Origin of the sequence: Mucilaginibacter sp. L196 (assembly GCF_009765905.1) — a bacterium.
In the GTDB taxonomy this organism is placed as follows: Bacteria; Bacteroidota; Bacteroidia; order Sphingobacteriales; family Sphingobacteriaceae; genus Mucilaginibacter.
Genome location: NZ_LMUO01000015.1, coordinates 999,615 through 1,014,681 on the forward strand (window position 1 = coordinate 999,615; position 15,067 = coordinate 1,014,681).

The window sequence follows — 15,067 nt, forward strand, 5'->3', positions numbered from 1 at the left end:
TAACTCCTATCTTTCAATTCCTTTTAACAAGTTATAGTAAAAGACTTCCAACACATTTTGATTAACTTTCATCGAAATCCGCAGGGATTTGTTTCTTGTAGCTAAATCAATTTCTTTTTGGTTTTGAATCATTACATGGCTAACTTTTACAATTAGAATTAAGCTATCAATACATTTGGTTTTATCGACACTGTTTATGATGCCCATAAAATTTGAGGAACCTGCATAAAGTAATTTATTTATACCTAATTGCACTGTTTCACCGATAGTAATTCTATTTGGAGTGTTCTTTGAAACCGCCATTTCTAAGTATAATTCATTACTCAAAGGGGTAACGATCTTAGATACTCTTTTTAATGAACACGTGATACCTGCAGTTTCAGGATAGCTAACAAAAGATAGTGCCCAGAAAAGTAGTGTCAAAGCAATCAATACGGTATATAGCGCCCATTTATTGAAAAAACCAGGTTTATTTGTTATTATTTCGATTACTGACCCTGAGCGGTCGGAATTATCTTCATTATATCTCATGGTATTAATTTTTTTAATTACCCAGTTCGAGCTGATTTTTTACTAACATATAATACTTGCCTTTTTTCTCAGTTAAATAATGGTGAGTTCCTTCTTCAACTATTGCACCTTCATCCAATACAATTATTTTGTCGGCATTTTTAACTGTACTTAGTCGGTGGGCAACAATAATTACTGTTTTACCTTTTAGAAATTCGGCAAGGTTTTCTACAATCACCTTTTCATTATTGGCATCCAAAGCATTGGTTGCTTCATCAAAGTAAATGTATTGCGGCGATTTATATATAGCGCGGGCAATAAGCAGGCGTTGCTTTTGCCCCTGGCTTAAGCCTATCCCCATGGCGCCTAATTGTGTATTAAACCCATTCGGTAATAACTGTATAAATGATAGGATGTTGGCGATTGTACAAGCTTCAATAAGTTTTTGGTCTTCTATCGGGTCATCATTAACTACAATATTACGGGCAATGCTATCATTAAAGATGTAGCCATCCTGTAATACCGACCCGCACTGTGTACGCCAAAATGATGGGCTCACATCACGAAAATCAATGTGTTTATAATCATTTTTAGAAGTTTGTAACTGAATATCACCCGAGTAATAATCATAAAATTTCAACAGCAGTTTAAGCAGTGTGGTTTTACCGCTGCCACTTGCCCCAACAATAGCAAGGGTTTGTCCCTTTTGTATATGAAGATCAATATTTTTTAAAACTGGGCTATTACCTGCCCCGGGATAGGTAAACGAAACGTTATTAAATACGATATCCGGATGTGCTGATATTGAATTAACGTAATTGATCTCGTCACTTTCCTCATCCTTCATCTGGTGGATCTCGTTCAATCGTTCCATGCTTATTTGGGCATCCTGCGCGCTTTGCATAAAGCCAATAAACTGATCGATAGGGCCGCTTAACTGGCCAATGATATATTGTATAGCCAGCATTGCACCTAAAGTTAATTTATCTTGTATTACGAGGCTGGCCACTAAAAATATGATGACAATATCCTTGCCCTGGTTTATAAGTATAGCGCCCGCCTGTTGAATTTGATTATAGGAAAGGGTTTTAAAATTTAGTTTAAATATATCTGCCTGTATATTTTCCCATTCCCAACGCTTTGACCTTTCGGCACTGTTTAACTTAATTTGCTGCATACCTTGTACCAGCTGCAATGTAGCGGCGTTTTCTTTTGCCGATATATGAAAAGTTTGATAGTTTATTTTTCTGCGGATGCCTAAAAAGAATTGCACCCATATCACATATAAAACACTGCCAGTTGCAAATACACCGAATAGCACGATATTATAAAACGCCAAGATCACGGCGAAGATCACAAAGTTAAAAACCGAGAACATTGTATTTAAGGCGTTGCCGGTTAAAAATTCCTGGATCTGCTTGTTGTCATTTAAACGTTGCAGGGTATCACCGGTTTGGTGACTGTCAAAATAAGCAATAGGCAGGCGTGTTAGTTTTATCCAAAAATCTGACAGGATAGAGAGGTTTACAATGATTGAAATGTGTAATAATAAGCGGCTTCGTATAAAATCAATTAATGTCCGACTAAAAACAAGCATTAACTGGGCAATTAATATTATGGTAATGAAATGCAGGTTTTTTGTATTGATGCCGGTATCAACAATGCTCTGGGTAAGAAAAGGAAATATTAACTGTAACAGCGAAGTGATAAATAATGCCAAAAACACCTGTGTGATTTGCCAGCGACTTTGCTGCAGATACTGGAATATTAATTTCCAGCTTAGCTTGTTTTCGTCTTCGTCGTTACTGTTATAAAAATCAGCTGATGGGTTTAATACCAGTGCTGTTCCTGCCGGGTTATTGTCTTTTTTGTTGCTTATCCAATGCTTTAAAAATTCTTTTTTTGTAAGGTAGATAATGCCTTTGGAAGGGTCGGCTATTTTTATACGTTCCCATAAACCGAAGAGGTCAGGAAAAGCAACTAATACTACAAAATGATATTGGTCCCAGTGTAAAACGCAGGGCAGGGGCACGGTTTCCAACTCCTCGAAGGTAAGCTGGGTGCCTTTGGATTTAAGCCCGATCTTATCAGCGGCCTCACTCAACCCCAGCATGGAAACCCCCTCTTTACTAAAACCCGCGGTTTGCCTTATACTGCCGGTATTATAGTGCTTGCCATAATATTTTGCCACCATGCGAAGGCAGGTAGGCCCGCAATCCATAGCATTGAGTTGTTTGTAAAAAGTAAATTTACCCACTTATATATTTATTATTGGCTTTGATGCATATATGCTACGATAAAAAAGCATAATCCAACCCCGAAATATAGGATTGGATTAAGGATAGTAATATTGTTACTCCTTTATTTATGCAGGTACTACACAAATAAAAGGTGCACCTACAGGGCACTCGCAAACGGTGTTATTGTTAAATCCGGTACATGCCATACCAATAAAGCCATCGTCGTAACAATATCCGCAAGATTGCGGATAGGGAGTGCTGCCACCTTTAATTTTTTTCATCTGGTCATTGCTTAGCATGCCTTTGATGTCATTGAAATTGATTCTTTTTTTTTCCATTGTTTAAAATTTAAATTGGTTAATTAATCTCCGTTGCGGGAAAGATCATTGTTCTTGATATTTAAAAAATGTGGATCAGATCATCTATCGTGTAAGTATCGGGCAGCAGGTGGCCATTGAAATAAAATGTGGGTGTGTGGTCAATGCCGGCTGACTTACACCAAGTTACCATCTTGGCGAATTCTTCTATTACATGATGCTCAGCAGCGGGATGGGCATTTTTGAACGGTTCAAACTTTAAATCTTTATTAGAGTACCATTCATCCAGTATCTCCTTCATTTGGATGGTGTCGTTTTCCCTATTGAGGGATAAAAAATGCTGTATTACTTCCCGTGTGCGGTCGCCTTCTAAATTTGATGAGTTGAAGATTATCTTAAAATCAACGTCTTCGTTCTTTTCAAGCAGGTGTTCTATTTTGCCATGCGCATCGGCACATGGGCCGCAATATGGGTTACAAACTTTTAACAACCGCTTGTCGGTTTGCTCATCCCGAATGTCAATCCCAATATTATCCCAACCCTCGGGTGCTTTTATTTGCTGTGATAATAATGCATTAAATATATCCGGGTTGTACAATAGCCTTTTGTACGCTGATTCATTCATTTCAGCATTGTTCGACTTAGTTAAAATGGGCTTGAGTGTATACCATGTAAGCGGCGGTAATAGCGGGCTAATCAAAATAGCGCAAATAAGAGTAGGGTTTACAGCCAGTACACTTAAATAATTGATGTGCAATAGAGACCAAATGAGGCCAAGCAAAAGCACACTTTGTATACCGAGGCACATTGGGCACCATTGTTTTACTACCTTGTATTGATAGTAAATACTAAAAGGGATATATAAGGCTGTTGCCAGCCCTGCAAGGCATAAAAGCGGGATCTTTTCTTCAAACAATACCGATGGGGATATTATGAATAGCAGGGAAGAGGCAAAGTAAAAAAAGCCAAGTTCACTCCAGCTTATGCCGATCAATTTGGATGCTTTGCTGCTTAATACGGCATCGCAGTTTGTTTTTGTGCCGCCGGTGCAAATATTTTTGATGAATGTGTTTGATTTATCAATATCATAAGCCAATAGTAAGGTGGTGATAGTAAGGCCTATCAGTTGTAAAATAACAAGTGTTGTAGCTGATAAAATTCGTTGGGTAGTAAATACCGAATTATAAAGTAGGCAGATAAGCAATATCGCCCCGCCGAAAATCAGCGCCTGTTTTTTTGTTTTTTTAACATCTTCTGCCTTTTTGTTTTTTTCATATTCCCATTCCCTGCTTTTTTCATCGGGTTGGGCCAGGAATATAACGCCATCCCAATCCTTTAAAAAAATGGCTTTAGTGGTTTTCATTTTTTTATCGCTCAGGTATCTGACGTCCTCATCGGTAAATTTAGTTACGGTAACAAAATCTTTTCCTGTTGATTGGTTATTCATAAAAGCAATAAATGGTACAGGCATTTCATGCAGCTGTTCTTTGTTAATTCTAAAGGCGCTGTTTTCTACTTTAAACTTATCGAACGTATTGCTCAGGCTGAACAGGCTCGGGTAGTAGGAGTTCTGTTTTAAAGTTTTAGTAAATGTACTTCCGGTAACAGGTATGTTTAGCTGCTTTAAATAATATGCTGCTATTTGGGCCAGGTTGGTATCAAAACTTAGTGCCATTGGTGCTTTATATAAGGTTTATGAGTTATGTACTATGGTTATTTATTGCGCCGTTTGGTTACCTGCAACTTTAATAGTTTTTGAATGTATTGCTGATTTTATTCTGCCTGTAATGAGCAATTCAAATTGGGCTGCCGAATCTTCCAGATCTGCAGGATCAAAATATGACTTTACTTCATTTAATAATTCAATTATGCTGGTGGGGTTTTTAAGGCATTGTAAAATCAATAGGTCCAGGTCATCCGCGTTAACTAATGAATACCCTGTATTATCACACTCGGGTATCACACAGGTATGATTTGCCGAGGGTTCTATATTTAGCGTAGGTTTTACATACTTCTCACTAAAAAAACTTTCGTATACTTCATACCAATTATATTTATGCTCTATAATTTCTAACAGGGAGTCGGCTATAAGCTTTGTATTGAAGCCGGTACAGGTGTCTTCAAATATTAGCTGATAATAAGGTGTGTGCTTAATGTCCCTGGCATACAGATATTCCTTTGAATAGCTAATAAACTTGTGATTGAGTATTTCATCAAGCTTCACTTCAAAAGCGTTTATGTCTTGTTTCAGCTCGGCAACGAAACTTTCATCATAAGGCACCCCGGCTGCGTTTAGCACTATAACATAAGCATTGGTTGCTATGTTGCTATTTGTAGCTGTTTGTTTTTCGGGAGCGGAGTTTAAAATATTGTTATGCTCGGGTTTGGTTTTTAATAGCTTGTATCTGTCGGTTAGTAAAGTTTCACAGGTTTCATTTACAAAATGGTAATAATTCTTTCTAAGCGGAATATTCCCTTTTTTAAATAATGAAACTATGCGGTAATAGTATTCCGGGTAATCAAGCTTTAAGCGATTGGCCATTTGTTCGCAACTAACCCGGTCTCTTTTAAAGGTGCCTAATAAGTGCAAATATTGTTTGTTATGTGGCACTTCACAAAATTCACCAAAGCCGGTGTACTGGTTGTCGCCAATAACTTCATCTAACATAACCGATACCTTTTTTTGGTGCTTTTTTACTAAAGCATAAAATAGGTACTGTTCAAAAAAAATATTGAACACATTTACGTCGATATTTGGCAAATGCCCTTCGCTTTTTTTAATAAATTCCAATGATTTTTTGGTGTAATCTTTAAAAAACGGAATATCATGGCCGCCGAAAATACCGGCGTTGTATGCATATATAGGGTTATACTTTTTCCTTGCCTCGATGATCTCAGGCGGAAAATACATTAAAGTTTTTTCCAGCTTTTGAAAATTGGTCTCATAATATTCGGTTGAAACCTCTAAGTTTTGCGAGATCAGTCCGGCGTTTAATAGCTGATCGTCAAATGATTTCCAAATAAATACATCACCGTCAACATGCAGAAAAGGGCGATCCTGACGCGAGTAGGTGTCTATCTTAGGTAAAGCCCATAGTTTAGGATGTATATTGTTGAGTTTGTCCAGATCACATATTAATTCGGTATAAGGCAGCTGTAATGTATCAATCAACATCCTGGCTGATACATTGTCGGCATATAGCGAAACATCCTTGTAATATTTTTTTAATTGTAGGCAACTAAGCGCCCAGCTCATTAAATTATATTCCGGGGCGTACCACCCGGCATTAAATTTAAGCAGGTTATCTTGTGTACAAGCCCATGAAGTTTGAATTATTTTCATAAAATGACCAGTTTGCGTATCTGTATAATGGCAAGATCTTTTCAATAATATTTTTGTTATCTGCCTAAACACAATTGATAAAAGCATCATGTACTTTTATATACATGATGCTTATTAGCAATGTTATTAAAGGCAACCGTTAGTGCCAAATTGTATGTAACCTGTTGCGAAACAAGCACAGGTACTTTCATAGGTGCCACATATGCCCGGTTCGGTGCGGCCGTTATCGAGATTTATAGTACACACAGTACCACACCCGGGGTCTCCTGCGCTGCCGCCTTTAATTGATTTCATTTGATCATTGCTTAACATCCCTTTAATGTTGCTGAAGTTGATTTTTTTCTTTTCCATTTTTTTTAGATTTAGTTAGTTGTTTACCAAAACCACGCCCTGGTAAATGAGGCTGCATGTGTTTATAAAGTACATGATACTTATTGCTTGTTAGCAATGCTATTGAGGGTGACAACCTGTTTGTGTTCCAAATTGCTGATAGCCAGGCGAAACGGATGAAAAACAAGCGCATTGGTTGTCCCAGGTACCGCATACTCCTCCTGTTTGTCCACCGCCGTTGAGATATACAGTACACGATGTACCACACCCAGGATCACCGGCGCTGCCGCCTTTAATTGATTTCATTTGATCTTTGCTTAACATCCCTTTGATGTCGCTGAAATTGATTTTCTTCTTTTCCATTTTTTAATTTTATTTGATTATTCACCAAAACCACGCCTTGGTAAATCAGGCTTCATGTGTTTTTAAAGTGCATGCTCCTTTACTCCCGCGAGAAGTGTTTTTAATACTGAAATGAGGCGTGTTATTTGTTGAGGTAAATAATGTAAACAGGATAAAAGCTAAACTTTATTACGCATTGGAAACGCGCAGCTTAGCATATACCATGGCTACAAAGGTTTGGCCTCTAATAAGTTATTATTGGAATTTTTCATACATTAAAATTAGGCTCAGTAAGAATCTGAATTGGTAACAGATCTCATACTCAAAGGAAGGTATGGAGATTTATACTATCAATACTTTTAAAGTTGAATATAGAAAATTTAGGAATATTTTATATTTTAACTTGTTGTATGTCAGTTGTTTGTTAACGTATTTTGAGAAGTTAAATATTGATATAATTTTTAAAGCGGTTGTCTTCGATATAAAAAACAAGGGAAATTACATAGGGTGGAATAACATGAAAAATACTTTTTTAAACGATTTTGGATTTTTTTCGATGGCCTAAAGGGAACTGAATACTTAAATCGTTGATTAAAGGATTTAAAGGCATTTTTTTAGAACAATAAGATTTAGCTAAATCTTAATTAAAATATCTAACACTTTTTTGGAGCTTAGTCGATGGTTTTAATTTGCTGATAGTCAAAAAGTCAATCACATACAAAAGAAAATGTTCTTACTTGAACATTTTCTTTTGTAGCCGCAGGGGAAGCTTTTTGAACCGGTTAAAACTAATATTGTGCAGAATACTATTGTATCTAAAATAATACTTACTACATTTATCTAATCAATTATAAATTTTACTAAAAGTGAATAGCGGTCATGTTAGCAGTAGTGACATCCAGCGATTGGTGTTGGGTGATGAGTACGCCTTTACCGTTGTATATGAACTTTATAGCGAAAAGATTTACAGGCTGGCATTTCGGTTTTTAAAGGATAAAGAACAAAGCGAAGAGATAGTACAGGAAACATTTATTAATCTTTGGCTAAGTCGCGAAAAGCTTGATCCTGATGGCAACTTGTGGCTTTACCTGTATGTTATTTCAAAACGATTATCATTAAATGCATTAAGAGAGGTTGGCAAATCGTCAAATTTGGTTGAAAATCTTTTACATCAAATAAGTGAGCTGCAAAATATCACCGAAGAGAAAATACTTGCACATGATTTGGAACTTTATGCTGAAAAGCTGATTGATAAACTGCCCAAACAACAACTTGTTTTTAAATTAAGCCGGGTAGACGGCCTTTCTCACAAAGAAATTGCCCAGCAACTTCACATATCGCCTAATACGGTAAAAAATCACATGGTTGATGCTTTAAAGACCTTGAAAGCTCAGCTTAAATATTCTGATTTTTTGTACCTCGCAGTCCTATTTATCCATTTTTAATTTTTTTTTATTTAGGGTAGTCCTACCCCCGTAGTTTTGGTGTTCTATAATTATAAACCACCCATCCGGGAATATTATAGACCAATAAAATATGGAAAAAGCAAAGCTTCAACGCTTATTGCATCAGTATTTAGATAATTCTATATCTGAAAAAGATTGTATCGAGCTACTAAATTATTTAGATAAAGCCGATATGCAAGAAATTTCAGATGAGGTTAATTTAGATATTACCGATTTGGATAAAGGGCCGGTTTTCAGTGGAGAGCAGGCGCAAGACATCTTAAACCGCATTCAGGCAGATATCCGTTTTAAAGAATCTGCTCCAATAAAATCATTACATAATCGCAATTTACCTAAACTTTACTTACGGCAGTGGCTTCAAATAGCCGCTGCTGTATTAATATTCTTTTTTGGGGGGAGCTTAGTATTCTTGTTGCATAAAAAACATGAAAGCTTTGATAGTAACAAATTAGCCCAGGCACCAAAGTCCATCATTGTTCCCGGCTCAACAAAAGCTTCGTTAATACTTGCTAATGGCAGTGTCGTATACCTTCAGAATGTAAACAATGGTTTATTGGCTAAAACAAACTTTGGTAACGTAGTTAAAACACGTAACGGACAGATTTTATATGATACGAGAGCTAATGTAAAAGCAAATGGTAAACAGGTTGGCTATAATACGCTAACAACACCAAGAGGTGGGGTATACCAGGTTGTTTTGCCGGATGGCACTAACGTATGGCTAAATGCAGCATCGTCAATTACTTACCCGATAGCTTTTACCGGTAATGAGAGGGATGTAAAATTAAATGGAGAAGCCTATTTTGAAGTAGCCAAGAATAAGAAGAAACCGTTTTATGTAAATATTAATGACGTAAGAGTAAGGGTACTGGGAACACATTTTAATATAGCGGCCTACAATGATGATGAAAATATTACCACAACCTTATTAGAAGGATCGGTTCAGGTTACGAAAAACAAATCATTGTCATTACTGAAACCTGGCCAGCAAGCCGAAATAAATAACTCTTCTGATAATATTGTAGTATCTGAAGCTAACATTAATAATGCAATAGCCTGGAAAAACGGCTATTTTATATTTGATGATGATGATATAGCCGGTATAATGCGAAAAGTATCGCGGTGGTATGACGTGGATATTGAATACCACGGCACATTTACCGATCAAAAATTTGGCGGTACCTATTATCGTTCAAAGAGCATAGATGAGCTATTACACCACCTTGAGAAAATAAGTAATATAAACTTTTCAATTACAGGAAGGAGGATAATCGTTATGAATTAACTATACGTTTTCTCCTTTAGCGATTGTCTGAAAAAAAAAGAGCCAGAAGCGTTCGTACCGCTCCTGGCCTAAGCCGAGGCTATATCAGATAATCAAAACCAATTGCAGCTAATACAATCAATTAATTAACCTAACATTCAAATGTATAAAAATTTTACTGATTTTATTTGCAGTAAGCAACCTTGCTGCATACATAAACCACTGCTTATAATGAAACTAACATTGGTTTTACTTATTGTAACCATTCTACAAGTATCGGCCACTACATACGCTCAAAAAGTAAGTTTAAATGTTAAAAAAGCTTCACTTGAAGAAGTTTTTGAGCAAATTCAAACACAAACCAGATACGATTTTCTGTATAAAGCAGAAGATCTGAAACTGGCAAAGCCGGTAACGCTGGATCTTAATAATTACTCGTTAAAAGAAGCGCTGGATATTTGTTTCAATAACCAGCCTTTAACTTATATTATTGAGAATACAACTATTCTTATTACCAAAAAGGTCATTCAACCTGTACAGGCAAATGCAGGCAGGGCTATTACCGGTAAGGTTACTGATTCCACAGGTGCCGCATTACCCGGCGTTACCGTGAAAGAAAAAAATACACAAAACGCCGTAGTAACCGACAGGGATGGTAATTACCACATCACAGTAGCCGACAATAACGCTATTCTTGTTTTTAGTTTTGTTGGTTTTAACAGCCGAGAAGTAGCGGTTGGCAGCGATGCCGCTATTAACATCCGTCTCCACGAAAATAACACGAACCTTAACGAGGTTGTTGTTGTTGGTTACGGTACCCAAACCAAAGCTAATATAAATGGCGCCATAAGTACTGTAGGGGCAAAAGATATTGGCGATAAGCCCGTTTTAAATGCTTTTCAGGCATTACAAGGCGAATCTCCCAACCTGATCATACAACAAAATACGCTTGACCCAGGTGCCAATGTTGTAGTTAACATCAGGGGTGTTGGTACAACCGGTAATAATGATCCATTGGTAGTAATTGATGGAATTGTAACACAAGCCAGTACCAGTTTAAATACCATTAACCCTAATGATATTGCAAGTGTTACTATTTTAAAGGATGCAGGTTCGGCAGCCATCTATGGTTCACGTGCTGCAAATGGTGTAATATTAGTTACTACCAAAAGCGGTAAGTTTAACCAAAAGCCTACTGTAAATTATGATGGTAGTTATGGCTTACAGGTACCGGATGTATTGGTACATAAAGTAAGCGCTTCTGATAATGCTTACTATAAAAACGAAGCCCTTGTTAATTCAGGTTTACCACCAGCTTATACACCCGAAAATATACAACAACTTGCTGCAGAAGGTACCGGCACCTGGGATATAAATCATTTGTTATACAACGCTCCGCTTCAATCGCAAAATATAAGTGTTACCGGTGGTGGCGAAACAAACTCATACTTCGTATCGGCAGGTTACCAAAACCAAATGAGTAACATTGTTGGTAACGGAGGTTCGGGTCCAGGTTATGGTTACCAGAAATACAACTTGCGTTTTAACCAAACCAGCGTAATTGGCAAGTTTAAGTTTAATGCCATACTTAATTATACCAAAACCCGCAATAAAACAAATACTTACGGCGATAATAACCTTTTTGCTGATGCTAACCGTGTACCTGCAAACTATAACTTTCAGGATGCGGCCGGCGATTATATTACCAACCCGGTATCATCACAGTATAATGTGCTTGGCGCGTTAAGAGAAGGCGGTTTTGGGCAGTCGGATAACGATGAGATTTTTGGTAATTTAAATGGCACATTAAGTATCACCAAAGACCTGAAATTAACGGCTGTGTTTGGCGGTACGCTGGATAACAATGGGAACTTTTATAATACCAAAGAAGTTGATTTTGTGCCTTCCGGTTCGTACGGTAATGATTTAAACGTTACTGATGGAAACAATAAGTCAGAATTATTCAATACGCAAATTTATGCTAACTACAATAAAACAATTGGCAATCATAACTTTGGGGCTACACTTGGTGTATCAAGCGAAAATTATACCGACAGAGGTTTTCAGATACAAACCAATTTTACTGATCCATTATTGGGAACCCCTACAACAGGTTCAATTGTTGAACCAAGCGGGCCAAACAATACGGGGTCATACAATAGTGTTGATATAGAATCGAATAGTTTGCTATCTGCATTCGGTCGCTTTAACTACGATTATAAACACCGGTACTTTTTAGATTTCGTTTTCCGCGAAGATGCTTCATCAAAATTTGCACCGGGTAAACGCGATGGTTTTTTCCCATCGGTAAATGCAGGGTGGTTGCTAACGGATGAATCGTTTATGCAACAATTTAGAAACACAGTCAACAGCCTTAAATTAAAAGCCTCATATGGTGTATTAGGTAACCAAAACGTTGGTAATTACCAATATCAAACTACTTACTTTAATTACGCTAGTGCTTATGGTTTTAATAATGTTCCGGTTGGTGGCGCGGGTACCAATCAATCTAACCCTGATTTAACATGGGAAAGAGCAGCCACGTTTAATGTTGGTTTAGATTTCAGCTTGTTTAATGATAAGCTTTCAGGCTCATTCAATTACTTTAATAAAGTAACCAGTGATATTTTACAGGTCCCGGTTGATATTCCTTCAATTTATGGAGCAACTCCGGCTGATGAGAATGTAGCTAAAGTTAGGGATGAAGGATGGGAGGCTGAAATAACTTACACTTTAAGAGGCCCGAAGGTAACCCAAAGCTTCAGTGCAAACATTGCTGACGACCAGAATACCTTGTTAAAGCTTACCGGCAACACAACACAGCAAATTGGTAACGAAGATGTGTTTCAACTAATACGTAAAGTAGGTTTGCCTATTACCGAATATTATGGTTATGAAACAAATGGTTTTTATCAAAACCAAGCGCAAATAAACAGTTACCCTAAACCAGTAGGAGCTGTGGTAGGTTTGGGCGATGTAAAGTTCAAAGATTTGAATGGAGATGGTGTAATTAACGCTTCAGATAGAACTGAGCTGGGAAACCCTTTTCCGCGTTATACTTTCGGATTTACTTATAGAATTTCTGTGTCAAATTTCGACATGACCTTATTTATACAAGGCGTAGGCAAAAGAACCGAGTTTTTACGTGGCGAGTTAGTTGAACCTTTCCAGGGTAATTACGGTGCTACACTGTACGAAAATCAAACCGACTTTTGGACACCGGAAAACACAAATGCCAAATACCCGCGCCTGGCTATTTCAGGTTCTGCTTCGCAAGAAAACAATTGGGGTAACGGATCAAACTTGTTTGCATTTAATGCGGCTTATGCCCGGTTGAAAAATGTAAACATTGGTTATACACTACCTAAGCAGGTATTGAAAGTTTTGGGCGTACAAAAACTTAGGGTGTTCCTGATCGGTCAAAACCTGGCAACGCTTACCAAGTTAAAGTTTGTAGACCCTGAAACATCAGAATTTGGTAACAATGTAGATGTGAATTCTACTTCTACCAGTGCCAGGGGATACTTACTTCCTGTATTCTATGGCGGCGGAGTTGATTTAACATTTTAACTATAACATTTAAAAGATATCAATATGAAACTTTTACAAAAGCTCTTCATTGTAATTATTGCGGCAACTGCAGTAGCCGGCTGTAAAAAGCTGAATATAGCACCAACAAATGACTTTTCAAGTTTAACTTTTTGGAAAGTTAATGCCAACGTTTACAATGCGCTATACAATAATTACCATTTAATTTATAATGATGCACTGTATTTTAACCCCGAAGCGGTATCAGACAATGCTTATGCCGCCAGTGGCGATCTTACTTCAATTTCAGCAGGTACAGCTACAGCTACCACGCAAAAATTTGCAAGTGATTGGGGTACTTATTATTCAGCAATCAAATCGTGCAATGAATTTTTAGCAAACATTGGTCAAAATACAACATTACCAAAAGATACCATCACCCGTCTAATAGCCGAAACACGCTTTATACGTGCATTTGAGCACTTTAACTTAACTAAATGGTATGGCGATGTACCGTTGGTAACAAATGATATTACACCGGATGAGGCTAAAGTAATTGCCCGTACGCCTAAAGCTGCCGTTGTTGCTTTTATTTTAAGTGAATTAAATGCTATAATACCAGATCTGCCTTCTAAAGACCAGCTTCCTGCCAGCCAAAATGGACGAATAACTAAAGGCGCAGCCTTAGCCCTTGAAGCAAGGGTATTATTATACCAGGGTAACAGAATGGCAGATGTGGTAACAGTTTGTGAACAGCTTATGAATAACCAATCGGTAAATGGTACCTATGCGTTAAACGCGAGTTATACCGATCTGTTTAGTGACAAAGTAGTTAATAAAACCAACAATGAAACCATATTATCAGTACAGTATGTACCAACGGTAATTACCTGGCAGGATTTTTGGGATTTTGCCCCACTATCAGTAGGGGGCCGTGTAAACTCCATGGCGCCAACACAAGAGTTGGTTGATGATTATGTTATGACGAATGGTGATGGCATTACCGATGCTGGATCAGGTTATGACAGCACCCATCCATATGCCAATCGCGATCCACGCTTAACAGCAACAATTGTTTATGACGGTTATCTATGGGATAGTGAGGGCGGTGCAAATGGCACAACTAAAACTATTTATATAAAACCGGGAAGTGATCCGTCCGATTCACCGACAAATCCTAATGGCCCTGACGAGTATGTTGGCGGTAGGCAAAGTTCTTCGCCTACAGGTTATTACTGGCGTAAATATTTTGACCCGAACGCGCAGGTTAATTATGTTTCGGGCTTAAACCTTCACTTATTCAGGTATGCGGAAATATTGCTTGATTATGCAGAGGCTGAGAATAGCCTGGGGCAGATGAATGCTACGATCTGGAACGGAACCATTGGTGCTTTGCGCGCAAGAGCAGGCTTTACCAGTGCCGCTGCATTAGCTTATCCAGCTACAGGCGATATGACCACCATCATCAGGCGTGAAAGAAGGGCCGAATTGGCTTTGGAAGGTTTAAGAACGGATGACATCAGAAGATGGCAAACCGCGCAAACCGTTATGAATGGTTATGCGCATGGTGCCCAGTTTTCTGGCGATGCAACTACTGATAATGGATTCATCAGGGCGCAAAAGAGGGAGTTTAATTCAGGTAGAGATTACTTATGGCCAATTCCGGCCAACGATGTTAGTCTTGACAAAAATTTAACTCAAAACCCGGGCTATTAAACATATCTAAT

11 protein-coding genes are annotated in these 15,067 nt (G+C 37.8%); 4 read left to right on the forward strand and 7 right to left on the reverse strand.

Annotated features, from left to right (window positions below):
• Nucleotides 1-6: 6 nt before the first annotated feature.
• The 7 genes from GSQ74_RS15055 to GSQ74_RS15085 all read right to left on the reverse strand — a co-directional run bounded on the left by GSQ74_RS15055 (nucleotide 7) and on the right by GSQ74_RS15085 (nucleotide 7,103).
• Complete coding sequence (locus tag GSQ74_RS15055) at nucleotides 7-531, reverse strand: hypothetical protein (RefSeq protein WP_158994684.1); 525 nt, start codon at nucleotides 529-531, stop codon at nucleotides 7-9.
• A gap of 13 nt (nucleotides 532-544) precedes the next feature.
• Nucleotides 545-2,767, reverse strand: a complete 2,223-nt coding sequence (locus GSQ74_RS15060) for a peptidase domain-containing ABC transporter (protein ID WP_158994686.1) — start codon at nucleotides 2,765-2,767, stop codon at nucleotides 545-547.
• Nucleotides 2,768-2,875: 108 nt separating this feature from the next.
• Entirely contained in the window at nucleotides 2,876-3,088 is a 213-nt protein-coding gene (locus tag GSQ74_RS15065) for a hypothetical protein (RefSeq protein ID WP_158994688.1), read from the reverse strand.
• 61 nt (nucleotides 3,089-3,149) lie between these two features.
• Nucleotides 3,150-4,742, reverse strand: a complete 1,593-nt coding sequence (locus GSQ74_RS15070) for a vitamin K epoxide reductase family protein (protein ID WP_158994690.1) — start codon at nucleotides 4,740-4,742, stop codon at nucleotides 3,150-3,152.
• 42 nt (nucleotides 4,743-4,784) lie between these two features.
• Nucleotides 4,785-6,410 (reverse strand): DUF6734 family protein, encoded by a 1,626-nt coding sequence (locus tag GSQ74_RS15075; RefSeq protein ID WP_158994692.1) that lies wholly within the window; start codon nucleotides 6,408-6,410, stop codon nucleotides 4,785-4,787.
• Nucleotides 6,411-6,536: 126 nt separating this feature from the next.
• Nucleotides 6,537-6,761: a hypothetical protein gene (locus GSQ74_RS15080; protein WP_158994694.1), complete on the reverse strand. Its 225-nt coding sequence runs from the start codon at nucleotides 6,759-6,761 to the stop codon at nucleotides 6,537-6,539.
• Nucleotides 6,762-6,860: 99 nt separating this feature from the next.
• The gene (locus tag GSQ74_RS15085) at nucleotides 6,861-7,103 is read right to left on the reverse strand and encodes a hypothetical protein (protein WP_158994696.1); all 243 of its coding nucleotides are present in this window, start codon (nucleotides 7,101-7,103) and stop codon (nucleotides 6,861-6,863) included.
• Nucleotides 7,104-7,948: 845 nt separating this feature from the next.
• Here GSQ74_RS15085 and GSQ74_RS15090 point away from each other — a divergent pair.
• The 4 genes from GSQ74_RS15090 to GSQ74_RS15105 all read left to right on the forward strand — a co-directional run bounded on the left by GSQ74_RS15090 (nucleotide 7,949) and on the right by GSQ74_RS15105 (nucleotide 15,056).
• Nucleotides 7,949-8,527: an RNA polymerase sigma factor gene (locus GSQ74_RS15090; protein ID WP_158994698.1), complete on the forward strand. Its 579-nt coding sequence runs from the start codon at nucleotides 7,949-7,951 to the stop codon at nucleotides 8,525-8,527.
• Between the two features lie 91 nt (nucleotides 8,528-8,618).
• Nucleotides 8,619-9,833 (forward strand): FecR family protein, encoded by a 1,215-nt coding sequence (locus GSQ74_RS15095; protein ID WP_158994700.1) that lies wholly within the window; start codon nucleotides 8,619-8,621, stop codon nucleotides 9,831-9,833.
• Between the two features lie 210 nt (nucleotides 9,834-10,043).
• Complete coding sequence (locus GSQ74_RS15100) at nucleotides 10,044-13,382, forward strand: TonB-dependent receptor (RefSeq protein WP_158994702.1); 3,339 nt, start codon at nucleotides 10,044-10,046, stop codon at nucleotides 13,380-13,382.
• 24 nt (nucleotides 13,383-13,406) lie between these two features.
• Nucleotides 13,407-15,056, forward strand: coding sequence for a RagB/SusD family nutrient uptake outer membrane protein (locus GSQ74_RS15105; protein ID WP_158994704.1), 1,650 nt, complete (start codon nucleotides 13,407-13,409; stop codon nucleotides 15,054-15,056).
• Nucleotides 15,057-15,067: the final 11 nt, after the last annotated feature.

Bases quoted from the DNA above. Each gene is read 5' to 3' on its own strand.
- GSQ74_RS15055 (WP_158994684.1), bottom strand. From the start codon at position 531: ATGAGATATAATGAAGATAATTCCGACCGCTCAGGGTCAGTAATCGAA.
- GSQ74_RS15065 (WP_158994688.1), bottom strand. From the start codon at position 3,088: ATGGAAAAAAAAAGAATCAATTTCAATGACATCAAAGGCATGCTAAGC.
- GSQ74_RS15070 (WP_158994690.1), bottom strand. From the start codon at position 4,742: ATGGCACTAAGTTTTGATACCAACCTGGCCCAAATAGCAGCATATTAT.
- GSQ74_RS15075 (WP_158994692.1), bottom strand. From the start codon at position 6,410: ATGAAAATAATTCAAACTTCATGGGCTTGTACACAAGATAACCTGCTT.
- GSQ74_RS15080 (WP_158994694.1), bottom strand. From the start codon at position 6,761: ATGGAAAAGAAAAAAATCAACTTCAGCAACATTAAAGGGATGTTAAGC.
- GSQ74_RS15085 (WP_158994696.1), bottom strand. From the start codon at position 7,103: ATGGAAAAGAAGAAAATCAATTTCAGCGACATCAAAGGGATGTTAAGC.
- GSQ74_RS15095 (WP_158994700.1), top strand. From the start codon at position 8,619: ATGGAAAAAGCAAAGCTTCAACGCTTATTGCATCAGTATTTAGATAAT.
- GSQ74_RS15100 (WP_158994702.1), top strand. From the start codon at position 10,044: ATGAAACTAACATTGGTTTTACTTATTGTAACCATTCTACAAGTATCG.
- GSQ74_RS15105 (WP_158994704.1), top strand. From the start codon at position 13,407: ATGAAACTTTTACAAAAGCTCTTCATTGTAATTATTGCGGCAACTGCA.